The 24017-nt window shown below is 43.0% G+C and carries 19 protein-coding genes and 2 pseudogenes; 9 read left to right on the top strand and 12 right to left on the bottom strand.

Annotated features, from left to right (window positions below):
• Positions 1 to 2: 2 nt before the first annotated feature.
• The 7 genes from WS42_RS03210 to WS42_RS03180 all read right to left on the bottom strand — a co-directional run bounded on the left by WS42_RS03210 (position 3) and on the right by WS42_RS03180 (position 6515).
• Entirely contained in the window at positions 3 to 500 is a 498-nt protein-coding gene (locus tag WS42_RS03210) for a DUF4252 domain-containing protein (protein WP_013610577.1), read from the bottom strand.
• A 28-nt stretch (positions 501 to 528) separates the two neighbouring features.
• Positions 529 to 1026, bottom strand: coding sequence for a DUF4252 domain-containing protein (locus WS42_RS03205; RefSeq protein WP_013610576.1), 498 nt, complete (start codon positions 1024 to 1026; stop codon positions 529 to 531).
• 7 nt (positions 1027 to 1033) lie between these two features.
• Positions 1034 to 1492 (bottom strand): PG0215 family putative anti-sigma factor, encoded by a 459-nt coding sequence (locus WS42_RS15260; protein ID WP_087381962.1) that lies wholly within the window; start codon positions 1490 to 1492, stop codon positions 1034 to 1036.
• Positions 1482 to 1985, bottom strand: a complete 504-nt coding sequence (locus WS42_RS03195; protein WP_013610574.1) for a GFO_1088 family ECF-type sigma factor — start codon at positions 1983 to 1985, stop codon at positions 1482 to 1484. Before WS42_RS03195 ends, WS42_RS15260 begins: the two co-directional genes overlap by 11 nt.
• A gap of 123 nt (positions 1986 to 2108) precedes the next feature.
• Positions 2109 to 4136, bottom strand: a complete 2028-nt coding sequence (locus WS42_RS03190; RefSeq protein ID WP_013610573.1) for a protein-disulfide reductase DsbD family protein — start codon at positions 4134 to 4136, stop codon at positions 2109 to 2111.
• Positions 4137 to 4456: 320 nt separating this feature from the next.
• Positions 4457 to 6001 carry an Rne/Rng family ribonuclease gene (locus WS42_RS03185; RefSeq protein ID WP_022160284.1) on the bottom strand — a complete coding sequence of 515 codons (1545 nt, stop codon included), beginning with the start codon at positions 5999 to 6001 and terminating at the stop codon, positions 4457 to 4459.
• A gap of 208 nt (positions 6002 to 6209) precedes the next feature.
• Positions 6210 to 6515 carry an HU family DNA-binding protein gene (locus WS42_RS03180; protein WP_445557737.1) on the bottom strand — a complete coding sequence of 102 codons (306 nt, stop codon included), beginning with the start codon at positions 6513 to 6515 and terminating at the stop codon, positions 6210 to 6212.
• A gap of 284 nt (positions 6516 to 6799) precedes the next feature.
• Between WS42_RS03180 and WS42_RS03175 the strand changes: the two genes are divergently transcribed.
• From WS42_RS03175 to gldD, 3 genes are all read left to right on the top strand, one after another.
• Entirely contained in the window at positions 6800 to 7249 is a 450-nt protein-coding gene (locus tag WS42_RS03175; protein ID WP_046402769.1) for a single-stranded DNA-binding protein, read from the top strand.
• Positions 7250 to 7450: 201 nt separating this feature from the next.
• Positions 7451 to 8746, top strand: a complete 1296-nt coding sequence (gene gldE / locus WS42_RS03170) for a gliding motility-associated protein GldE (RefSeq protein ID WP_013610568.1) — start codon at positions 7451 to 7453, stop codon at positions 8744 to 8746.
• 33 nt (positions 8747 to 8779) lie between these two features.
• Positions 8780 to 9349, top strand: a complete 570-nt coding sequence (gene gldD / locus WS42_RS03165; protein WP_022160937.1) for a gliding motility lipoprotein GldD — start codon at positions 8780 to 8782, stop codon at positions 9347 to 9349.
• A gap of 8 nt (positions 9350 to 9357) precedes the next feature.
• On the opposite strand, the gene WS42_RS03160 is transcribed toward gldD, so the two are convergent.
• On the bottom strand, positions 9358 to 10926 hold the full coding sequence (locus tag WS42_RS03160; RefSeq protein ID WP_013610557.1) for an alkaline phosphatase family protein: 1569 nt from the start codon (positions 10924 to 10926) through the stop codon (positions 9358 to 9360).
• 233 nt (positions 10927 to 11159) lie between these two features.
• Between WS42_RS03160 and WS42_RS03155 the strand changes: the two genes are divergently transcribed.
• Positions 11160 to 11783: a hypothetical protein gene (locus WS42_RS03155; protein ID WP_013610556.1), complete on the top strand. Its 624-nt coding sequence runs from the start codon at positions 11160 to 11162 to the stop codon at positions 11781 to 11783.
• Positions 11784 to 11813: 30 nt separating this feature from the next.
• Complete coding sequence (locus tag WS42_RS03150) at positions 11814 to 12284, top strand: Lrp/AsnC ligand binding domain-containing protein (RefSeq protein ID WP_013610555.1); 471 nt, start codon at positions 11814 to 11816, stop codon at positions 12282 to 12284.
• A 166-nt stretch (positions 12285 to 12450) separates the two neighbouring features.
• Here the strand turns inward: WS42_RS03150 and WS42_RS03145 are convergent, their stop codons facing one another.
• The 3 genes and pseudogenes from WS42_RS03145 to ligA form a co-directional block, all read right to left on the bottom strand.
• Entirely contained in the window at positions 12451 to 14964 is a 2514-nt protein-coding gene (locus WS42_RS03145) for an ATP-dependent Clp protease ATP-binding subunit (RefSeq protein WP_022160939.1), read from the bottom strand.
• Between the two features lie 42 nt (positions 14965 to 15006).
• Positions 15007 to 15747, bottom strand: a pseudogene (locus WS42_RS15785) (helix-hairpin-helix domain-containing protein); the annotation flags it as partial.
• 51 nt (positions 15748 to 15798) lie between these two features.
• A pseudogene (ligA, locus tag WS42_RS03140) lies at positions 15799 to 17496 on the bottom strand (NAD-dependent DNA ligase LigA); the annotation flags it as partial.
• A 174-nt stretch (positions 17497 to 17670) separates the two neighbouring features.
• On the opposite strand from ligA, the gene WS42_RS03135 reads away from it, so the two are divergent.
• Positions 17671 to 20631 carry a BamA/TamA family outer membrane protein gene (locus tag WS42_RS03135; RefSeq protein ID WP_046450736.1) on the top strand — a complete coding sequence of 987 codons (2961 nt, stop codon included), beginning with the start codon at positions 17671 to 17673 and terminating at the stop codon, positions 20629 to 20631.
• A gap of 28 nt (positions 20632 to 20659) precedes the next feature.
• Here the strand turns inward: WS42_RS03135 and WS42_RS03130 are convergent, their stop codons facing one another.
• Positions 20660 to 21331: a hypothetical protein gene (locus tag WS42_RS03130; protein ID WP_046402938.1), complete on the bottom strand. Its 672-nt coding sequence runs from the start codon at positions 21329 to 21331 to the stop codon at positions 20660 to 20662.
• Between the two features lie 525 nt (positions 21332 to 21856).
• Here WS42_RS03130 and WS42_RS03125 point away from each other — a divergent pair.
• The 3 genes from WS42_RS03125 to WS42_RS03115 are packed head-to-tail and all read left to right on the top strand — an operon-like array spanning position 21857 to position 23999.
• Entirely contained in the window at positions 21857 to 22201 is a 345-nt protein-coding gene (locus WS42_RS03125) for a DRTGG domain-containing protein (RefSeq protein WP_013610548.1), read from the top strand.
• Between the two features lie 8 nt (positions 22202 to 22209).
• Positions 22210 to 22623 (top strand): ATP-binding protein, encoded by a 414-nt coding sequence (locus tag WS42_RS03120; RefSeq protein ID WP_022160943.1) that lies wholly within the window; start codon positions 22210 to 22212, stop codon positions 22621 to 22623.
• A 17-nt stretch (positions 22624 to 22640) separates the two neighbouring features.
• Positions 22641 to 23999 (top strand): [Fe-Fe] hydrogenase large subunit C-terminal domain-containing protein, encoded by a 1359-nt coding sequence (locus tag WS42_RS03115; protein WP_013610546.1) that lies wholly within the window; start codon positions 22641 to 22643, stop codon positions 23997 to 23999.
• Positions 24000 to 24017 lie beyond the last annotated feature (18 nt).

Raw genomic sequence — 24017 nt, 5'->3', positions numbered from 1 at the left:
TTTCAGTGGCAAAGATAACTAATCTGAGAAGTTTTAGCTAATTTTTGAATAGCTGCCAGATCGAATTTTCCTTTTACTTGCAGAAATACAACTTCCTGTTCTTCATCGACAACCGATACAAAAACCTGATGGACTTTATTTTTAACCGTTTGCATATAGAGTTTCACCTCCGATCCATCTTCTTGTACACTGATCAATTCCTCGAGTTTGCTAGCCCGGACAAATGCCCGGATATCTTTACATAGCATTTTACTTTCTTCTCCGCTACAACTCAATATGCGGAAAGAAGAACATTGCCGAATCAATGCATTTATATCGTTCGCTTCTTTCCCGATAAACCAGGAAGCCAAAAGACAACCCAAGCCATCCATTCCGAACGATCCGACATTTTCCGAATCCTGATATTTTTTGCACAATTGTTCGAACTCTTTGTTATTCTGAGCCCAAGAGGGGATTACCCAACCTCCGATTAAAATCAATACGAACAAACTTTTTTTCATCATCCCAAAGTTTAAAATTCGACACACTCTATTTCTTTACTTTTCCGAGGTACTCCATACCTTCCACATTTACTGCTTTAGCCAAACGGGAGATTTTTTTCAAATCGATCACCCCACAAAAGCTCATCAACATAAACTCTTCCTTTCCTCCTACCAATATCACCAATTCGACAATCTCCTTATTCTTTTCCCGGACATACATCCACACCTGTTCTCCTTCTTCCAGAATGCTCATCAATTCCTCATATTCAGGCTTTCGCTTCTGAAGCATCGTCCGTACTTCCTGAAAATACCGGTCTGTTTCCTGTTCTGTTGTCAGCATTTTCATACCGGTCAAATTTCGGATAATACTTTCCGTTTCAGCATCCGTGATCTCTGAAATCATTTGAAACATCCTGGAGCTGATATTGACCTGTGTAAAGACTTTATTTTCTTTCGTCTTGGCCAAAAAATCGCTCACCAGATCCTGGGCCTGGACACTACAGGTTCCTATCAAAAATAATCCAATGCATATCCACTTTTTCATTACCTATTTATTTTATATATCGGTTTATCCATTTCATTTCGTCCATATTCTCTTCCAACAGTTGTTGTCCTCTGTTCATCTTCGAAGATACAAAATTCAAAGCCTGCCGGACTTCGGCCAGTGCCTGTTCGGGAGTCTGACAAGTATCCTTTTGCGGATTCCCTATATCGATCAATACCTGGCTTACCCCTATCAATAACAACAACACCGCAGCCGCCCGAAGCCCTTTTCTCCATCCGGCAGGACGTTTATTGTAGATGGAAGCCAAAATTTTCCGGTCGAAATCATTTCCTAACCCGATTTGTCTTTCCCCTTCCTGAAAGATGAACAGCTCCCTATATTCGGCCAATTCTTCCGGCATTTGCCGGCAATGCTTATAAAAATAACGCAGTTCTTCTTCTTCGGGTAAGGTGGTTTCACACTTCCAGTACTTATCCAACAACCCTATGATCCGATCATAATCCATAATTCTCCATGTTTAAAATCCATGTTTTAATTTTTTTCCTGGCCCGGAATAAATTCACTTTCACCTGTTCTTCCGTCACCTGTAAAGTTTTCGCAATATCCCGATAACTCAGTCCTTCCATATCTCTCAATTGGACGACATCCCGCTGTAAACCGGGTAATCCGTCAATCATCCGATATAACAACTTCATCTTTTCGGTACGGATTATATTTTCCAACGGTTGTTCCTGCACTTCCTGTTCATATGCCCCTTCCAACTCCTTGCTCCGATTGTCTTTCAAGACCAATCGGTTTAAAGCCAGATTCCGGGCCATGGTGTAACAATAAGCTGCCAGATTTTCAACCTTTCCTTTTTCATCCCTCCACACCTTCAGCATTACATCCTGAACAATATCTTCGGCCTCTTCTTTGCTTCGCAGAATACACCAAGCCACCCGAAACAACCGATCCTTTAAAGGAAGTACCAGAGATATAAATTCATTTTTATCCATCATTCAAACTCACTTACAATACTAAGACAGTTGAAAAGATCAAAAGTTACATAAAAGACCGAATTTTCGGAAAATAAAAAAGGTACCCCGTTTCCGGGGTACCTGATCGATCAGTCAAAGAGTCAATTAATTATTTCCTCTTTTCTTATATTCTTCCAAACCTTGTTTCAAAAATTCAACGAAAGCATCTTTATCCAGGTTATGTCCTCTTGGAGCAGCCAGTATATGCGGTCTCAGATCATTATCGTTGCCGCCGCGGCTATCCAACAAAATGTAGTTGGGCTGTGCATTAGAATCGAATTTCTTGATCTGAAAGTCAGCATTTTTCTTGCCTAATGTTTTCTTTTTCTTTCCGTCATAATCGGATACATACCATTCACTTTCAGGTAAAGTAGTCTTGTCGTCTACATACAAAGCCACTACGACATAATCGTTTTTCAACATATCCAATACACGCGGATCGGACCATACCGATTGTTCCATTTCGCGGCAATTTACACAACCGTGTCCTGTAAAGTCGATAAAGAGCGGCTTGTTTTGAGCCTGAGCACATTTTAAAGCCTGATCATAATCGAAATAGCCATCCAAACCATGAGCTAAATGCAAGAAATCGGAATATTTCGGAGCTTCACAAGCGTCAGACTTCTTAGCTGTTCCGGTAGCAACACCACTGACAGAAATCTGCTTTACATTATCCCGTACAATCCGGTTGATATCGAAGTCGATGGTTTCCTGAGGCGGGAAATAACCGGCCAAAGCTTTTAAAGGAGCACCGAACATACCCGGAATCAGATATACCACAAAAGTGAACGTAGCGATGATAAACGCCAGACGGGGAACACCGATGTATTTCAGTTCGCTGTCATGTGCAAATTTGATTTTACCCATCAGGTACAATCCCTGCAAAGTAAAGATCGTTACCCAAATAGCGATATATATTTCACGGTCGAGTAATCCCCAGTGGTAAGTCTGGTCGGCAACCATCAGGAATTTGAATCCTAAAGCAACTTCTATAAAACCGAGTACCACTTTTACAGAGTTCAACCAACCTCCTGATTTCGGCAGGTTGCTTAGTTTTGAAGGGAAGAAAGCAAAGAAACCGAAAGGTAAGGCTACAGCGATAGAAAATCCCAACATACCGATAATCGGACGCAGTACAGATCCTCTGGCAGCCTCAACCAGTACAGTCCCGACAATCGGAGCTGTACAAGAGAAAGATACCAATACCAAAGTGAAAGCCATGAAGAAAGCTCCGACATATCCGCCTTTATCTGCTTGTGCATCCGATTTATTTACAATCCAGGAAGGTAATACAATCTCGAAAGCACCGAAGAAAGAAGCTGCGAAAATCATAAAGATCACAAAGAAAAATACATTAGGCACCCAATTGGTACTTAACCAGTTGATAAAATCAGGACCTAATAACATAGAAATAATCAATCCCAGAGCGGTATAGATAGCGATAATCGACAAAGAGAAGAAGATCGCTTTTGCTTTCGCCTTTGCTTTGTTCGTATCTCCGTGCATAAAGAAAGATACAGTCATCGGAATCATCGGGAAAACGCAAGGCATCACCACAGCAGCCAAACCGGCTACGAAAGCCCCCCAGAAAAATATCCACAAAGACTCGTCTTTAGTCGAATCACTGGAAGAATCGGTTGCAGCAGCAGCTTTTACTTCAGTTTTAGCAGCAGGCTGATCACCGATCTTGATATCGAACGATTCGTCGAATCTCACACATTGTCCTTCGCGGCATACCTGAAATTCGATTTCACCTTTTACAGCAGCAATAGCCGGATCGGTTACTTTAATTTTTTGAGTAATGACATATTCAAGTTCGAACGACCAAACGTCCACACCGAATACATCGTCATGTTCTTTTTTGGGTTCGTTCTCTGTTGCTTTTCCAACCAATTCGATCCCTTTTCCGGCTTCTTCAAAAGTAACAGTTGTAGCCATAGGACCACCTTCGGGCGTATACATCGAATAAATATGCCATCCCGGTTCTAAAGCGGCCTTAAAAACAAGTTCGTATTCATTATTTCCCAGACTCTTCTGAGAATATGACCATTGAGCCGGATTTTCTACCTGTGCCGAAACAGTAAAAATACCCAGCATGAACGTCAACAAAAAAGCAAACAATCCTTTTTTCATAAACTATTAAGTGTATTATTAATTAATTTTCATTCTTGCCTCTACACCGTCTGATGCAAAATCTCCATACAAAAATATTATTAATTTTTTTTCACACTAGACGCAAATACAAGTTTAACATATAATTAATGGGTATGCAAACGTTTTTCAAGTTTCTTTAAGAAGGCCACGGACAATCTCTGTCCGCTGTATTTTCATAAGTTGACAGCCATAGCATATACACCCGGAATTCCTCTTCTCAGCAATATAAAATCCTCCCCCGATCAATCCTCCTTCCCAACCGGACGATCGATCTTTCCACTTTTCACCTTTACTTTTTTCTAATTCTCCAACTCCCGGTTATAGCGGTTATAGAAATGGTATTCGTAGATATAATAGGAAGGGACATCAACTATTTTCAGTGAAATATGATAACGGAAAGCCCATTTCCGCCGCATGGACAGTAATCCTTTTTTCAGGTAGGCACCGACAAAAGGGTGCACTTTTAAGATAATACGTTTGTTTTTCTTCTCACATACAAAAAATTCCAATTCATCTTCAATCTTATCGATCACCAGAATAGCGGCTTCCGCTTTACCGGTACCGTGACATACCGGACACAGTTCGGTCGTATCCACAGTCATAGCGGGGCGTACCCGTTGGCGGGTAATTTGCATCAACCCGAATTTACTCAATGGCAGGATCGTATGCTTTGCCCGGTCGATTTCCATACATTCCTTCATTTTATCGAACAATTTCTGGCGATTTTCCGCCTTTTGCATATCGATAAAATCAATGACGATAATCCCTCCCATATCCCTCAACTGCAATTGCCGAGCCACTTCTTCGGCTGCTGCCAGATTGACTTCAAGGGCATTCGTTTCCTGATCGTCCCCCAGTTTGGTCCGGTTACCGCTATTCACATCGATCACATGGAAAGCCTCCGTATGTTCGATAATCAGATAGGCTCCGTTTTTAAAGGAAACCGTCTTTCCCAAAGAAGATTTGATTTGCTTATCCACACCAAAATGGTCTAAAATCGGTATCTCAGGAGAAACATATTTGACAATATCCTGCTTTTCCGGAGCAATAGTAGTCAGAAAATGCCGGATTTCTTTACTCAGCGTGATATCGTTGACATATACATTTTCGAAAGAGGGATTCAGGATATCCCGGAGTATGGCACTGGTACGATCGATCTCTCCTAAAATCAATTTCGGAGGTTCTATCTCCCGGATGTGTTTAAAAGCCGTTTCGAAACGTTCGACCAATTCTTTGAGCTCACTATCGAAAACAGCTACTTTCTTTCCTTCGGCGACAGTCCGGACGATCACGCCATAATTCTTCGGTTTGATACTTTCGATCAAACGTTTCAGTCTTTTCCGTTCTTCCGGAGATTTTATTTTTTGGGAAACCGACACTTTATCGGCAAAAGGCATCAATACCAGATTCCGTCCTGCAATACTCAGTTCGGAAGTCAAGCGGGGTCCTTTGGTAGAAATCGGTTCTTTGGCCACCTGAACGGCCACCCATTGTCCGACTGTCAGAATATCGGCAATTTTCCCATTTTTGGGAATTTCCGGTTCCAGTTTCAACTTCGATACCGGCATTCCTTTTCTAGCTATACATTGTTTGATATAGCTATCCAGCGAATGAAACTGGGGACTCAAATCCAGATAATGTAAAAAAGCATCCTTTTCATACCCTACATTCACGAAAGCAGCATTCAATCCCGGCATGATTTTCTTCACTTTTCCGAGATAAATATCCCCGACAGCAAATTGCATACTGGTCTTTTCCTTTGTCAATTCGATCAGTTTCTTTTCTCTCAACAGGGCAATGACAATTTCATCTGCTTTGACGTCAATAACTAACTCACTACTCACAACTTTTATCTATTTAAGATACCGTATTACATTATCTTTTAACCAAATAAACCTAAAGACGTGTGCCTTTAGGTTTATATCTTTACTCACAAACGCGAAGAATTTTACTTCTTCTTATGACGATTCTTTCTCAGTCTTTTTTTCCGTTTGTGGGTAGCCATCTTATGTCTTTTTCTTTTCTTACCGCTTGGCATAAATTCCTCCTTTCTTATTTTTTAACATTACCCTTTACGTCGTTAACAAAACTCTTGGATGGTTTGAATGAAGGAATAAAATGTTCCGGAATTTTGATAGTTACGTTTTTAGAAATATTACGGGCTGTTTTTTCAGCTCTCTTCTTCACAACGAAACTACCGAAACCTCTTAAATACACGTTTTTACCCTCAACAACGGAATTTTTAATTGACTCCATAAAAGCCTCCACAGTTGCTTGCACAGCTACTTTCTCAATCCCGGTCGTTCTCGAAATTTCGTTAACAATATCCGCTTTTGTCATTTTCTTTAAATATTTAATATTCAATAATTTATTTCTTCTCGTTCAAATTTCAGTCTGCAAATATAAAGCTTTTCTATTAAGAATAAAAAAAACGGGATGATTTTTGTCATTTTTTTCTGAATCAGATTTTTTTCCTTAATTTCGCTTTTCTGAAAAAAATCATGCAGACGATGTATCCCATGTCCGTTTTTTTTCGTAACTTGTGTAAAATTTCAGTTAAGAAATTTACACGTGTATATGGGTTTCGAACAATGATTCACTCATTATCTGCTTCAATTATTTAAATAATTTAATTAGGACGCATTATGGTAAATAAGGTAATTTTAATTGGAAATGTAGGTGCTGATCCGGAAGTCAGATACCTGGAAGGCGGAGTAGCGGTTGCCAATCTCCGTCTGGCAACTACGGAAAGATATAAAAACAAAAACGGCGAAAACATCGATCAGACCGAGTGGCATAACATCGTATTATGGAGAGGATTGGCTGAAATCGTCGAAAAGTATGTCAAAAAAGGAATGCGTCTTTATATCGAAGGACGGATTCGTACCCGTTCCTGGGACGACCAGAATGGAGTAAAAAGATATACGACCGAAATTTATGCCGATAATATGCAAATGTTATCTTCCAGACAAGACGGTGAGGCCACAGGAAATGCTCCCAGATCTTATACGCCGTCGGTTTCAAGTAGCACTTCAACGACCGCTACTCCTCCGATGAATACACCGGACGATAACGACGATCTGCCATTTTAAGGCTGAAAGGCGATAAGCTATAGGCTATAAGCGAAAAGCGAAAGGTGAAAAGCTATAAAAATAAAGTTTTTCAATTATCTTTGTCCCAGTATAGCCTAGAGTTTTAATCTTAAAGCTCTGGCTTTTCAAACTCATAGCAATCAGCTTTTAGCTTATAGCTTATAGCCTTTAGCTTAATTTGTTTAACTAATTCATTTCATTTTGGAAACAGACGCTTATGACGCGGCACAAAGTATATTCCGCGGAACTTTCGATCTTGCAGACATTGTTTTTCTGATTATTCTTCTATTCCTTCTGTTATGTTCAGCATTAGCTTCTGCCTCAGAAGTAGCCTATTTCTCTCTATCTCCCGGAGAATTAGAAAAATTGAAAGAAAAAGGTTACGATAAAGTAGCCAATCTTCACCAAAAGCCGAATCTATTACTATCGACCATTCTGATTACTAATAATTTCGTAAATGTAGGTATAGTCATTCTATCGACTTATCTGGTTAATTCTTTATTCGATTTTTCGGGTAATCCTGTGTTGGGATTTATCATCCAGGTGATAGGGGTCACTTTCATCATCCTTTTATTCGGTGAGATTATACCCAAATTATACGCTAATCGCTCACAGGTAAAAATGGCCATTTTTATGGCAGGTCCTTTGACTTTCCTCACTTATCTTTTCCGTCCTTTATCGACCTTATTGATCCGGTCAACTTCCCTTATCAGCAAACGAATGGCCAAAAAAGACGGCTTATCCATGGATCAGTTATCCAAAGCCCTGGAATTGACCGAAGATGCAGAAATCAACGACGAAAAAGATATTTTAGAGGGAATCGTACGGTTCAGCAATATCGCTGCCATCGATATCATCCGTCCCCGCATCAACATTATAGCCCTGGATATCGAAGATAGTTTCGAAGTAGTCAAAAATGTGGTAATCGAACACGGGTATTCCCGCTTGCCGGTATATCGTGAAAATCTGGACACCATCGAAGGTATTTTGTACGTCAAAGACTTGCTTGCCCATCTGAAAGAGCCTCAGAATTTCGCATGGCAATCGTTGATCCGTCCGGCCTATTTCGTACCGGAGACCAAAAAAATCAATGATTTGCTGGAAGAATTCCAGGTAAAAAAGGTCCATATGGCCATCATCGTCGACGAATACGGAGGAACTTCCGGGATCGTAACCATGGAAGATATTCTGGAAGAAATTGTCGGAGAAATCAACGATGAATATGATGAAAAAGAAGAAACCTATACGAAATTATCCAACAACACCTATATTTTCGAAGCCTGTACTCTATTAAATGATTTTATTAAAATCGTAGATGCAGATCCGGATAGTTTCAAAGATATCGAAGGAGAAGCCGATACCCTAGCCGGTTTGATTCTGGAAATCAAGGGAGAATTGCCCGGAAAGAACGACGTAATCACTTATCAAAGCCATAAATTCACAATTTTGGAAGTCGATAACCGCCGGATAAAAAAAATCAAATACGAAAAAAATTGATACAGGTTTACTGAAAAATAAATACCTCATGTGATGCTAAAAACAGCTTTTATTCTATTCTTACTCCTGGCGTCGGGTTGCAAGGACCAATATACTCCCAAGCCTTACGGATATTTCAGGATCGACTTTCCTGAAAAACAGTGGGTCGCTTCTCCCGACACTCTACCCTATTGTTTCGAGCAATCGGCACAGGCCATCTTGGAAGCCGATCCCGATAAGCAGGCAGAACCAGGGTGGATGAATCTTTCTTATCCGCAATACAACGCCAAACTCCATCTCTCCTATAAAGAGATCAACAACGATACCGCCCTGAATCATTATCTCGAAGACTGTCATCATCTGGCCTATACGCATACGATAAAGGCCGAATCGATCAACGAAAAATATTTCAAGAATCGGGAAATTTTCGGACTCATTTATTATATCGAAGGAAATACCGCTTCTTCCACTCAATTTTTCATCACCGATTCCACCCGTCATTTTCTGCGCGGAGCTTTATATTTCAACCAGCACCCCGATAAAGATTCTTTGGCTCCGGTCATCGATTATTTACGGGAAGACATCGTCACTCTGATGGAAACACTCCGCTTTAAAAACAAATGAAAAAACTTCTATTTCCCGGCCGTATAGGGAACCGGTACTTCCAGTATACGACACAACATCGGTAACAAAGCGGTCATTTGACACTCCTGAGGTAAGTCCTGAGGTACCCCAGCCCCATACAGATAAAGCGGAACCCGGTTTCTCTTGCTATAACGCGCATAATTGTCTTCCCGTTCCTTTAGGGTTGGAATCCAGGTCGGTACCAGGGAATACAAAATATCTCCGCTCCGTTTCTGAGAAAAAGCATTCTGAAACAAGACTTCCTTACCTGCCGACGACGCATTATGAGTCAAGGAATAAGCAGTCAGTACATGTCCGACCCCCTCGAATTCGATCATAAAATCAGCGATCTTATCCTGCATCTCTTTCAAAGAAATTTTTTTCTGTTCGATCAACTGACGATCCAGGTAAATTTGTTCGGCATCATAATCCAAAATCCATTCCCCTTCTCCATATACCAGGTTCAAGAAAGACTTCAATAAGGCAACGGCTTTAAAAATACTGAAATATCCGGAGGTCAATCTCATCTTGGCCAATTCTTCCGGCAACAATTCACGGGCTTCGGAAAAAGTTAGAAAAACGGTATAATTTCCTTTTCCCACCCGGCTATCCAATTCATTCAAAAGCTTTTCGACATCCCGGTCCAATCGCATCACGACATCCTGAAATTCGCGGGAATATACGCCATAATCCCGGTTCATATAGTCCAGACAGGAAAAATTCAGTGCCAGTAAATCAGCATCGTTATCATGCCCGAGTTGCTCCGTCTTGAGTAATTCAAGCGCTAAATCCGTCACCAGGGTATTAGCATAAGGAGTAGCTTTTAAAATCCGATAGGTATCGAATTTCCGTTTCGCCTGTGCCAAATCGTAATAAAAATTATTTCCCAAACCGATCTTGTTCTTCAAACGCAGGGAGGTTGCATTACCATCCTCATCCCCCAAAGCCATCCACCCCCGGCGAATAAAAAAATCGCTTTCCATTTTGGCATTATAAGCCTGCAGCCACCCCGGCAACGAATCGGCATAATAATCGGAAGAGATCCATTTACCTGACTCTTCACTCAACCAAATAGCCATATTCGCACAGCTTCCTCCACTCAGAACCGCCTCTTCCCCATTGACAGCAACACTATATACTTTCGAAAAAACATTATTCATCTTCATAGCACATCCGAGTGTCAAGGCTTGTAAGCCTTCAGGACTAAGCCCTTTGACTCCATCTTCCCCCAACATCAGGCAGTTATCCGAGATCACATTATTCTGCCGCTTTCCTCTCAAACGATCGTACCAATCGTGAGCGATCACCCCATGTTCGGATGGCAATAAACCCGTATAAATCGTTGCCTGATCCACTCCGGTCTGCGAATACAGATACCGATAATCGGCCATCATCTCTCTACCTTGCCCACAAATTCTCTTCAAACCTCCTTCTGCCAAATCGTTCTTATAAATAGTTACCCACTCCGGATAAAAATTACTGACTGTAATCCCTACGATCAATTTCGTCTTATTCTCAGCAGCCATCGATACCATTCCCTGCAGTATCAACAAAAATCCCAGTATCCCCTTTTTCATTTATTTTCAAATTAGATATCACAACCCTTGATCGTACAAAGGTATAAAAACAACCTTTAAAATAGTATGTCTCCCCATGAAATCCTATCAAAAACAGAATTGAAACAATTTTCTTATTATCAACTATATTTTAAAAGAAAAAAGATCGAATAAATAATAATTTACAACTTTAAATTGGCGCTATCCCATTTTGTTTATTATATTTACGGCATCAAACCGAATTTTGCAGAACAATGACAGAACAGAGATTTCAACTGGCAGAAAAATTACGAACCTATATTTCGAAATACGGAATTAATGATTTCAACGAAGAACACTTGCAAAAGGTGGGCCTGACCTTAGAGGAATTGAAAGAAAATTTCACCGACCGCAAAGACATTGTCAAAGCCATACTGGAGCATGAACGGAGATGTTTTGAAGAAATCTTCAATGAATACAATTTCGAAGGGTGGAACGCTATCGATATTATGTTGATCGTCAGTGATGAAATCAACAACCGTTTTTTCAATGTATCTCCTTCATTCACCATTATGTTATCGAAAGCTTTCCCGGATATTTTCGAAGAACATATGCAAATGCGTTCAGATTTTATCTATGAGAAGATTAAAATCAATATCGAGAAAGGCATGGAACAAGGCATGTATAAGAAGGATATTTCAAGCGAGATGATCGCCCGGATGTATATCGCCAAACTAAACGATATTCATAATCCGGATATTTACCCTCCGGAAGGATTTACTTTTGCAACGATATTCAATAATTTGATAGACGGAGTCATCAAAAACATTACCAACGAAGAAGGAAGAAGATATTACAAACAACGCAAACAATTGTATAGTATTCTGAACTTCAGATAATCTCATTTTACTAATCAATACCTAAATGCTATGAAATACCAGATCGATGATATAGACAGAAAAATTCTATCCTATCTTGTAAAAAATGCCAGAGTACCTTTTTTGGAGATTGCCCGTGAATGCGGTATATCCGGCGCAGCTATTCACCAAAGAGTGAAAAAAATGGAAGATGCCGGCATCATCGAAGGTTCACGATTCATTGTAAAGCCACGCGCACTGGGATTCAAGATTTGTGCTTTCATCGGGGTCATTCTGGATAATGCTTCCCAATATAAAAAAGTTGTCAAAGAAATAGAAAAGATCCCCGAAGTAATCGAATGCCATTTCATCACCGGTCACTACTCCTTTTTCCTGAAAATCCGGTGTAACAGCCACCAGCATCTGATGGATATCCTGATCAATACTCTGCAAAATATTCCCGGTATTGCTAAAACCGAATCTTTCATCTCCCTGGATCAGCTCATCGAAAAACAGGTGGATATTTGTACGGAGGAACAATAAAGGCGAAAAGGCTTAAAAGCTAAAGGCTAAAAGCGAGAAGCGAGAAGCTGAAAAGATAAAAAAGCAAAGAAGCTAAAGGTTACCTTCTCGCCTTTAGCTTCTAGCTTTTAGCCTCTTCTAGCTTTTAGCTTTTAGCCTCTAGCTTTTAGCTTTTAGCCTCTAGCTTTTAGCTTTTAGCCTCTAGCTTTTTACTTTTTACCTTCAGCTTATCGTTTTCCTTATCGCAGTCGACATAAAGGGTCCCCCCTTCGGGAAGGTCGCCTTTGATGATCACTTCGGCTAATTCATCTTCCAGGTATTTCTGGATAGCCCGTTTCAACGGACGTGCTCCATATTGAGGATCATACCCTTTCTCGGTCAGGAATTCTTTTGCAGCATCCGAAACCTGGATGTGGTATCCCAATTCACCTACCCGCTTGAGCAGTCCTTTCAGTTCTATATCTATGATCTTATGGATATCTTCCTTACTCAAAGGATTGAAGACGATCACATCATCGATACGATTCAGAAATTCAGGAGAAAAGGCACTCTTCAACGCTTTCTGCACGACACTCTTGGCATAATCGTTGTCATTCGTCTTATCGGCAGCCATAAATCCGATACCACGTCCGAAATCTTTCAATTGCCGGCTTCCGATATTGGAAGTCATGATCACAATCGTATTTTTAAAATCGACGCGCCGCCCCAAACTATCGGTCAACTGGCCGTCATCCAGCAACTGCAGGAGGATGTTGAATACATCGGGATGTGCTTTTTCAATCTCATCCAATAATACTACCGAATAAGGTTTACGTCTCACTTTCTCCGTCAGCTGTCCGCCTTCTTCGTATCCTACGTATCCGGGAGGTGCCCCGACTAACCGGGAAACAGCAAATTTCTCCATATATTCACTCATATCGATCCGGATCAGCGAATCAGGCGTATCGAACAGATATTGTGCCAATACTTTGGCCAATTGAGTTTTTCCGACACCGGTAGGCCCCAGGAAAATGAACGATCCGATCGGTCGGTTGGGGTCTTTCAATCCGGCCCGGTTCCGGTGTATCGCTTTAACGATCTTTTCAATCGCTTCCTGTTGTCCGACGACACTATCCGCCAATTCTTCACGCATCTGCAACAATTTCATACCCTCGGTCTTAGCGATCCGTTTTACGGGTACTCCGGTCATCATTGCCACTACTTCGGCCACACTCTCTTCATCGACCACCACCCGGTTTTCTTTCAATTCTTTCTGCCAGTTGTCTTTTTCCTGCTCGAGCTGGGCCAGCAATTGGCGTTCTTTATCCCGAAAAGCAGCTGCAACCTCGAAATTCTGTTGTTTGACCGCTTCTTTCTTCTTATTCTTGATTTCTTCCACCGATCTTTCCAACTCTTCGATAACCTGAGGCACATGGATATTGGCGATATGTACCCGTGAACCGGCCTCATCCATCGCATCGATCGCTTTGTCAGGCAACGCCCGGTCGGAAATATAACGCGTCGTCAGCTTGACACAGGCCTTGATCGCCTCATCGGTATAACGGACGTTGTGATGATCCTCGTAGCGGGATTTGATATTGTTCAGGATTTCGACCGTTTCATCGAAAGAAGTCGGTTCGACCAATACTTTCTGGAAGCGTCTTTCCAAAGCACCGTCTTTCTCGATATTCTGCCGGTATTCGTCGAGGGTCGTCGCCCCGATACACTGAATCTCCCCTCTCGACAGCGCAGGTTTCAGCATATTTGCCGCATCCAGGCTACCTCCCGACCCTCCGGCTCCTACAATGGTATGAATCTCGTCGATAAAAAGGATAATATTTTTGTTTTTAGCCAATTCGTTCAGAATGGCTTTCATCCGCTCTTCAAATTGTCCCCGGTATTTCGTACCTGCAACAATAGACGCGATATCCAAAGCTACTACCCGCTTATCGAACAATACCCGTGACACTTTTTTCTGGATGATACGGATCGCCAACCCTTCGGCAATAGCCGATTTACCGACCCCCGGTTCTCCGATCAACACCGGATTATTTTTCTTCCTCCGGCTCAGAATTTGGGCCAATCGTTCGATTTCCCGGTCTCTCCCTACGATCGGATCGAGGGTACCTTCTTCGGCAGCTTTCGTGATATCTATACCGAAATTATCCAATACCGGTGTATCCGATTTAGCAGGCCCGTTCTGACGATAGGGATTGTACATCGATTCTTCATCACCTGCATCCTCGTCTTCATCGGATTCTTCTCCATAATCGGATTGCATACGGGTTTTCTCCTTCAGCAGTTGTTCTTTAAACTTCTCGTAATCTACTCCCATAGAATTAAACAATTTTGTGACAAACCCTGCCTGATTTCTCAACATGGCCAACATCAGATGTTCCGACTCTACTTCCTCATCCCCCAGCTTCCAGGCCTCCTCGATGACCCGTTTAACAATACTGTTGGCAGCCAGGGTAAGATCCAGCTCATCGGGCATCTCTTCACTCTTATCCCTTTGCTTATTCAGTTTCTGTTCGATTTTTGCTTTCACCTCATAAAAATCCACTCCCAAAGCGATCAGAACATCGATAGCCCTGGCCTGATCCATCCGCAACATCCCCAGAAACAAATGTTCGGGTGAAACCTTCGTATTCCCCAAACGCTTTGCCTCTTCACAAGCTAAGTCTATTATTTCTTTCAATTTTTTGTTATCATTTTTTGTCATATCCTCGTTTATTACTTCGTTGATGCAGCAGGGTATTCCCCATTATTTCAGTAATTCGTAAAATTCTTCTTCAGAAATAATCCGGGTACCCAATTTTTCTGCCTTTTTCAATTTACTACCGGCATTTTCGCCAGCCAACAAATAGGCGGTCTTGGCTGAAACAGAATCGCTGACCTTTCCCCCTGCATTCAAAATCAACTCTTTGAAGTATTCGCGGGGCCGGGTCAGTGTACCGGTAATCACAAATGTTTGCCCTGTCAGGCTATCGTTTCCTGTTTCCGTTTCTCCTATTTCTGCTTCTACGCCATAATCGATCAGACGTTTCACCAATTGTCTGTTTTCTTCTTTACCAAAATAGCGCAAAATACTATTAGCCATCTGTTCACCGATATCTTCTACTTCGGTCAATTGCTCAAAATCGGCTTCCATCAGCCTGGTCAGTTCCCGGAAACTTTTAGCCAGATTACGGGAGGCAGTCTCTCCGATATACCGGATTCCCAAAGCATTCAATAAAGCGGGAAAACCGGCCGTTTTCGATTTTTCGATACCGGCGATTAAATTATCTACCGATTTCTCCTGCATCCGATAAACGGATAAAGTATTCAATTTCCGTACCAATTTTTCATTAGAACGGAAAAAACGGACAATGCTATCGGCTTCATCTGCATCGATCCCCTCAACAGCCCGGATTTCAGCAGCAGAAGCCACAGATAATTCATAAATATAATCGAAGCGGGCTGCCAATAAGTCAGCTTTATGCCAATTTATCCCCGGAATATTCAATGCATAGACGACATAATCCAAAGGAATATTTTCAACGGCACCTGCTTCTTTCAAGCGTTCTACGGTCTGATTAAAAGGAGTACGAAAGTAATCCAATATCCGGTTTACCGTCGTTTCATCGCCTATCACCGCTGAAAGCTCTTGTTTCGAAGCAGCGGCATAAGCTTCCAGGCTACCGAAATGACCAGCCAACGTCTCTGCATTTCGGGAAGAAATATTCTTTATTCCGATTTCAAATCCATAAATCACTTTTGCTAAAGGGATACTGGTCATTTCGAAACTCTCGGGGTAAACAATTTTTTCGAGTCCGATCAATTCCTCTCGCTTTGCCGGTAATCCATAAATATCGGCCACATCCCGGATCAGCCTTTTACCCAGTAATAACTCGATCGTTTCTTCTCCCATCCCCTCTATATTCATCGCCTTACGGCTAACGAAATGTTCGATTTTTCCGGCTATCTGAGGTGGACAATGGTCTTCATTCGGGCAATAATGATTGGCTTCACCTTCTATCCGTATCAATTTTGTTCCGCATTCGGGACAATACGTAATGAATTCGACAGCTGCGGCTCCTTCCCTGCGTTTAGCCCGGTCTACCCCCACAATCTTCGGAATAATTTCTCCCCCTTTCTCCACATACACCGTATCATGTTCGTGTAAATCCAGAGAAGAGATGATATCTGCATTATGCAGGGAAGCCCTTTTCACCGTAGTGCCGGCAATATGCACCGGCTCCAGATTGGCTACCGGCGTGACGGCACCTGTCCGCCCTACCTGATAAACCACATCGATCAGGGGCGTCTCCACCTGTTCGGCCTTAAACTTATAAGCAATGGCCCAACGGGGAGATTTTGCCGTATATCCCAGCAAATGCTGCATCCCGATATCATTGACTTTGATCACAATCCCATCGATCGGAACCGGCAAACCCGTCCTTTCTTTATCCCATTTTGTGATAAAGGCCCAAACTTCTTCAAACGAATCGGCCAAGTGAATATAAGGGGGCATATGGAAGCCCCATTCTTTAGCTTTCATCAAGTTTCCGTAATGGGTTTCCGCCGGAGTCACTTCGCCGGGAATATAGTAAAGAAAACAATCCAAATGCCGTTTCGCTACCAGCGAAGAATTCTGTAATTTCAAGGTTCCTGCAGCAGCATTCCGGGGATTGGCGAACAAAGGTTCTCCGGCCTCTGCTTTTTCCTGGTTCAAGCGATTGAATACCGAAAAAGGCATCAGAATCTCCCCCCGGATCTCGAATTCGGGCGGATAATCCCCTCTCAACTTCAAGGGTACAGTGCGAATCGTCCTGACATTAGCCGTGACATCGTCTCCCTTCACGCCGTCTCCCCGGGTAACCGCCTGAGTGAGCTCACCGTTCACATAAGTCAGACTAATCGAAGTCCCGTCGTATTTCAACTCACAAACATACTGCACCCGGTCACCGACCACTTTCCGCACCCGCTGATCGAAATCCCGCAATTCTTCTTCGCTATATGTATTTCCCAAAGAAAGCATCGGATATTTATGAGCGACCTGAGTAAATTCCTGATTGATATCCCTCCCTACCCGTTGGGTCGGGGAATTGGGATCGTACATCTCCGGATACTTTTCTTCCAGTTTTTCCAAATCGTGCATCAACCCGTCGAACTCCCGGTCTGAAATCTCCGGTGCATTTTCGATATAATATTTATAATTATGATATTCAAGCGCTTTCCGCAACTCCAAAATCCGATCTTTCTCTGTTTGCATATCTCTTGTTTTATCCTTTACAAAGGTAAGGAAAATTTTGGCGTACCTCTTTCAAACTTAAATGTAAAAACGCAAAATTTGCAAACGCAAGCCGGTGTTAAAATAAAAAAGGCAATCAGGCTTATTTCTAAAATTTATAATTTAATTTAGATGCTCTAAAAAAATAGGTGATATATGAAGAAAGTTCTGTTTTTTATTCTACTTCTCTGGTGCCCGTTTTCAATCGTTTCGGCACAATTCGTCAATTTCGGTCAGGATAGGCCTTCCCTGCGCTGGAAGCAAATCAAAACCGACGATTTTCAAATTATATACCCGGATTTTTTCGAAGAAAACGCCCAAAAAGCAGCTTCTATTTTCAGTCTTTTATACCACCATGCCAACACACTGCAATTACACCCCAAAAAGATATCCATCATCATGCATGCCGACGGAGGTGTTTCCAATGGGAATGTAGCCCTGGCACCCCGGAAGAGTGAACTTTACACCATGCCTTCCCAAGATCCCACGGATGATTGGCTGGAACATTTGTGTGTACACGAATTCCGGCATGTCGTGCAGCTCGACAAGGTAAACCAGGGACTTACCAAAGACCTGTATTATCTCTTCGGGGAGATTTTTCCTATTGCAGTAGTCGGTGTATATGTACCGATGTGGTTTATGGAAGGAGATGCCGTATGTTTTGAAACTGCTGTCGGCCATCTCGGCCGAGGACGTTCCCCGGAATTTCTGAACGAAATGAAAGCCCAAATCCTGGAAAAAGGGATTTACAATTATTCGAAAGCCGTACTGGGTTCAAACAAAGATTTCGTGCCCAATCGTTACACCATGGGGTACTTCATGACCGCCAACTCCCGGGTCAATTACGGTTCGGATATCTGGGCAAAAGCGCTGGAACGCACCGGAAGACGCCCTTACGGCATTACTCCCTTCGCCACCAGCCTGAAGCTTTCCATGCAGGGCAAGCGGGACAGTCTCTGGCGGGACAGTACATTCCGTTCTCTGTTTATCGATCCCGACAGTGTCCGCCAGGCCAATACCTACCGGGATGCCAAGCGTACCCTTTACCGGGATAATTTTTCCGAATTGCAACAGCGCTGGATGCGGGAGGCCTCTCTCGTATCGTCTCCATTCGATACACTTCCCACCCACAACAAGTATTACACGAATTACTACAATCCCACCCCGATTTCTTCCGGCAAAGTGATTGCTTATAAAAAAGGGCTGCAACAAACGGGAGCTTTCGTTCTCTTGCACAATCAGAACGAAAAACTCCTCCGGCGTACAGGGATTCTGGACGACTATAAATTTGCCTTCAACAACGACCAAATAGTCTGGAGCGAATATTACAATCACATCCGTTGGGATCAGGGCGGACGTATGCGTTTAAGCAGTTACGACCTGAATACCGGTAAATACAAACGCTATAAAAGCCGGAACAACCGTTTTTCTCCTTTCGCGATGGGCCAGGAGTGGGGCTGTGTAGAAGTGGACCATTGCAACCGATCTTATCTGGTCTTGCTCGACTCGACTTTGAGCCGGGAAACCGGGCGTATTCCGGCAGAAGCGAACGAACTATTCATCCATCCGTCTTACCACGAGGGTAAAATCACCACAGTCGTCCAATCCCCCCGAGGCTTGAGTCTGGTATCGATCGATCCGGTCACTCACCGGCGACATACCGTCTGTCCTGCGATCTATTACGAACTGGACCACCCGGTTGCCGGAGACAGTCTATTGATCTACAGAGCTTCTTACAACGGTAACAATGCTTTCTACCGTTGGACCGCACAAGGTCCGGTGAATGTGCTGAACAGTAAGTACGGGCTACAGTTCCCCACCCTCAGTGCGGATAAAAAACAGTTGTATTTTTCTTTCTACACAGCAGACGGCTATAAACCCGGGCATATCGACCTGGCCGGATTACAGGAACAGCCGACGGTCTATCAGCAATTCCGGTTAGCCGACTCGATGAAACAGGAAGAAAAATGGCATTCTGCTTTCCAATACGATTCTATCTATCCTTCCCGGAAATACAATAAATTCACCCACCTTGTCAATATCCACAGCTGGGGACCGGTAGAAGCCGATCTGAACGATATGGACGTCGACTTCGGTGCGGTAGTTTACTCTCAGAATAAGTTGAGCACCTTATCCTTTACTGCCGGTTATATCTTAAAATCGGGTTATGACCACGGGGCCTGGATGCTGAATGCCAGCTACAAAGGCTGGTGGCCGGTATTCGATTTCGACCTGTATAGCGGGAGATACGATTACGAATCTTTCAACGAAGGTTTTTTCCTGCCTACCCGGCAAAAAGAAACTTTTTATGCACAATATAAAGCCTGGCGTTCTTCCGCTGAGGTTACGGTCCGGTTTCCTTTTACCCTGTCTGCCCGCCAATATAACCGGACCTTACAACCTTATGTCCGTTACCGGTTTGTCGGATTACACCATGAAAAATTAAATAAACTCTACACCTGTAAAATAGCAGAAGCGAACACCATATGGATTACACAAGTCGATCCGAACTTTTACCAGGTGAACGAGCCTTCCCGGTTTTATCAATTGCTGGAATACGGACTTTATTTTACCAATCAAACCCGTATGACTACCCAGGAGATCAATCCCCGCTGGGGCCAAACTTTCAGTGCAGGTTACACTCACAGCCCTCTGGAACATATAGACCTGGGCTATCAATGGTGGGGAGACGGACGCCTGTATTTTCCGGGCTTCACCACCAATCATTCCCTGTCGCTGTACGGAGGCTTCCAGCATATGTCGCACAAAGAGCGGAATTATAGCAATAAAATTCTTTACCCCAGAGGGATCACCCTACCTGGCTACGAAATAGCCAGCTTGCGTACCGGTTACCATATGCCGATCGCTTTCCCGGATCTGCCCCTGAGTTCATTGCTCTATCTCAAAACTATAAACGCCGCCGTATTCTACGATTGGGGTAGCAGCCGCAACAAATTCGGCAAAGCTACTTACTCCTCCTATGGAATAGAATTGACCACGGACACCCACTTCTTCCGGTTAACCTATCCGATCCGTCTCGGTATCCGCACCGGCTACGAAACACAACATAAAAAGATGTTCGCCGACCTGATTTTCTCTATCGGACTGAGTATTTAAGATAGATGACAGGTGTCATCTATCATCTTTAATGGCAAGGTATATACAAAGAGTCGTCCCGGGGGATAATCAATACTTCGGACCGGGCGTGTTTACGGTAAAGCCGGACAGTATAGGGATAGTAAAAGGAAAATAAGCGGAACGGACGCATCATCAGGGTTATCCCCGGAGAAAGATCCTGCAAAACCTTTATCAGGCTTTTTTCAAAACTTTTCTCTTCATTCACCACCTCGTAGCGGGCTTCGGAATGCTTTAAGATACGCTCCATAAATGCTAAATTATTGCGGACCATGGCCGCAATATGCTCATCTTTTTCCCGGGGAACGATGATTTCGATCCGACACCCGGGATGATGCCGCTGCAGGAAATTAGCCCAAATCCCTTTTTCTTTATTTTCCTTCAAATAACCTACCGGAATTTTCAGCTGCTGAAAAGTATCGGCAGAAAAATGATCCTGTAAAACAAGTACCGGTTTATTCAAAGCATACACGTACTTCATCAACCGATAAAAAGAATATGATTTCCGCTTCAACAAACAAAGAACACTATCCTCTCCCATGCAGGCTGAAAGCAGTTTTCCGCTACCGGGTATTTTTTCACATCTATACCGCCATCCATATAACCGTCCGATGTTTTCGGCACATTCACGGATTTCTTCTATCTCCTGTTTATAAAAAGCTACAATTTCGTATTTCATCATCTGGATTTATCTAAAGTACCCTTATTCCCCGACCGTCCCTCGTCCGATCAGGCCGGCTATCCCCATCGATACTAAGGATAAAATAAACACTTATAATTTATGGGACGACTGAGATCCCGGAAATTCCTCATCATACCTACACGACAATATTTTTATAAAGATACAAAAAAATAAACTTCAAGGACTTCATAGCCCCATTTAATTCTCGGTTTAATTTTTTCTTTCCATTCCGATTTCGGTTTTTGTGTCGTCAAACCCGATCGCCTGAAACGGTCCGATAAGGCTTTCTTTCACTGACCGACAGAAACGACTGGATCCTCAAACACGAGCCCCGAAGATGAAAACACCGGTTTTTCAATGAAACGGTTATCCCTGACTTCTGAAACCTTGACAACAATTAAAACCAATGTCTTCATCGGACTAATATACTTATTTATATCAATTTTAAATTATCGCTTCCCGCAGAGGAGGTATTGTTTTTGAAGATGATTTCACTAATTTAGATGCATATAAATTAACCAAGGTATGACACCGGACGACATTATAAAATTACTCGACGCCACGTGTATTTGTGGGGCCCGTAAGCTTCACGATCCCATACAACATGCTTTTGCAGCAGATTTAATGAGCGATGTCTTGCGTCTGAATACGGAAGGATTGCTGTTGATAACGGGAATGGCCAATCCACAAGTCATTCGTACGGCAGAAATGGCGGATATTCCGTTTATTCTTTTTGTTCGTGACAAGCAGATCACGGCAGAAATGCAACAGCTGGCCGAGGAAAACGAAATCCTGCTATTGCGTTGCCGTCAAAGTATGTTCAGGGTATGCGGAGAATTGTATAAAGCCGGGCTTCTTCCGGTGTATTAAGAAAACATATGGAATTCAATTTTAATCTGGAAGGAGGAAATTTTTCACGGGCAGGGGCCGCTTCCAGTGAGATAAAGAAAATATTGAAACAGCTCAACGTCGATGCCCTTTTAATAAAACGTATCGTCGTTGCGCTTTATGAAGCGGAAGTCAATGTCGTCGCTCATGCTTATGAGGGAGTGATGAACGTCGTGCTGGACGGGAAATCTATCGTCGTCACCATCACCGATAAAGGGCCGGGTATCCCCGATATAGCGAAGGCTATGCAGGAAGGCTTCTCGACCGCTTCGCCCGAAGTCCGGGAAATGGGATTCGGTGCCGGGATGGGATTACCCAATATGAAAAAAAATTGTGACCGGTTGAATATCGAATCTACCGTAAATGTCGGCACCAAAGTGACGATGACCACGTATCTGAGATAAGTCTTAAAATTACGAAAATGGGGAACGAGACATTTTATCATGCATTGAAGATCAACAGTGAGGTTTGCACAGGATGTACGCACTGCATGAATGTATGTCCTACGGCAGCGATCCGCATAAAATACGGTAAAGCGACCATCAACGAAGCCGCTTGTACCGATTGCGGCATGTGCCTGAAGACCTGTCCCCGTCAAGCCATTTATGTGGAACAGGACGATTTCAATCAGATTTTCAAATTCTCTTACCGGATCATCTTGTTACCTTCGGTCTTTATCGGACAATTCCCGGAAGATATCAGCGAAGAACAGATATTTTCAGAGTTGCACAACCTGGGATTCCATTATGTCATGGAAGTGGATAAATCGACCGGTCTGCTGATGGAAGAGACAAAGCATTATCTTCAGCAGCATCCCCGGCAGCGTCCTTTTATCTCCAGTTTCTGCCCGGCTGTCGTACGCTTGATCCAGGTACGTTTTCCTTCCCTGATCGGACATATCGTCCGCTTAAAGCAAGCCATGGATATTGCAGCCATCTATGTCAGGAAAAAATACATCGACAAAGGCATACCTGAAAAAGAGATCGGTGTTTTTTATGTCACCCAGTGTGCCGCTAAAATCGCAGCCATCAAGTGTCCCGTCGGCGAAGAAAGTTCTCCTGTAGACGGGGTGATCAATATGGATTTTATCTATAACAAAATCCTCCTTTCGATCAACCGACATAAATCCCAGGTTCTCCCCCGGGTACCGGAACAATACCATCTGACTCCGCAATCCATCCAATGGACCCTCTCGGGAGGAGAAGCTTCCAACTATCCGGGGCGTTGCCTGGCGATCGACGAAATCCATAATGTCATCGATATCCTCGAAAAACTGGAAAACGACGAACTGACAGATATCGACTTTCTGGAACTGAGGGCATGCGACCATTCCTGTGCCGGAGGGGCACTGGCGATCAACAACCGTTTTCTCACCATCGAAAGATTACAGAAACGGATGGAGAACTATATCAAATACAACTACATCTCTATCAATAAAATGCCCCGGTACAAGGATTTTCTGGTAAAACAAATGCAACTGAGCGGTGAAATTCCACCCCGGTCGATCGAAAAACTGGATGAAGACTTGTCGGTTGCTTTTCAGAAAATGGAAAAAATCACCCGCATTATGAAAGTTTTACCTCAGATAGACTGCGGGGCTTGCGGCACACCCTCCTGTCAGGCTTTGGCTCAGGATGTCGTGCAAGGAAAGGCCAAACTCAACCAATGTATATTCATGCAAAAAATCCTCACCCGGGAAGGGTTGCTTACCCCGGAAGAATCGATGGAATTATCGGCCAAAGTCTGGGGAATCGGAAAATTTGAAAAGAACGAAGAATAAAAATAAACGAGCAAAGAT

Origin of the sequence: Odoribacter sp. N54.MGS-14 (genome assembly GCF_000980295.1) — a bacterium.
Taxonomy (GTDB): domain Bacteria; phylum Bacteroidota; class Bacteroidia; order Bacteroidales; family Marinifilaceae; genus Odoribacter; species Odoribacter splanchnicus.
This window is presented reverse-complemented; position numbering and strand designations above follow the sequence as displayed.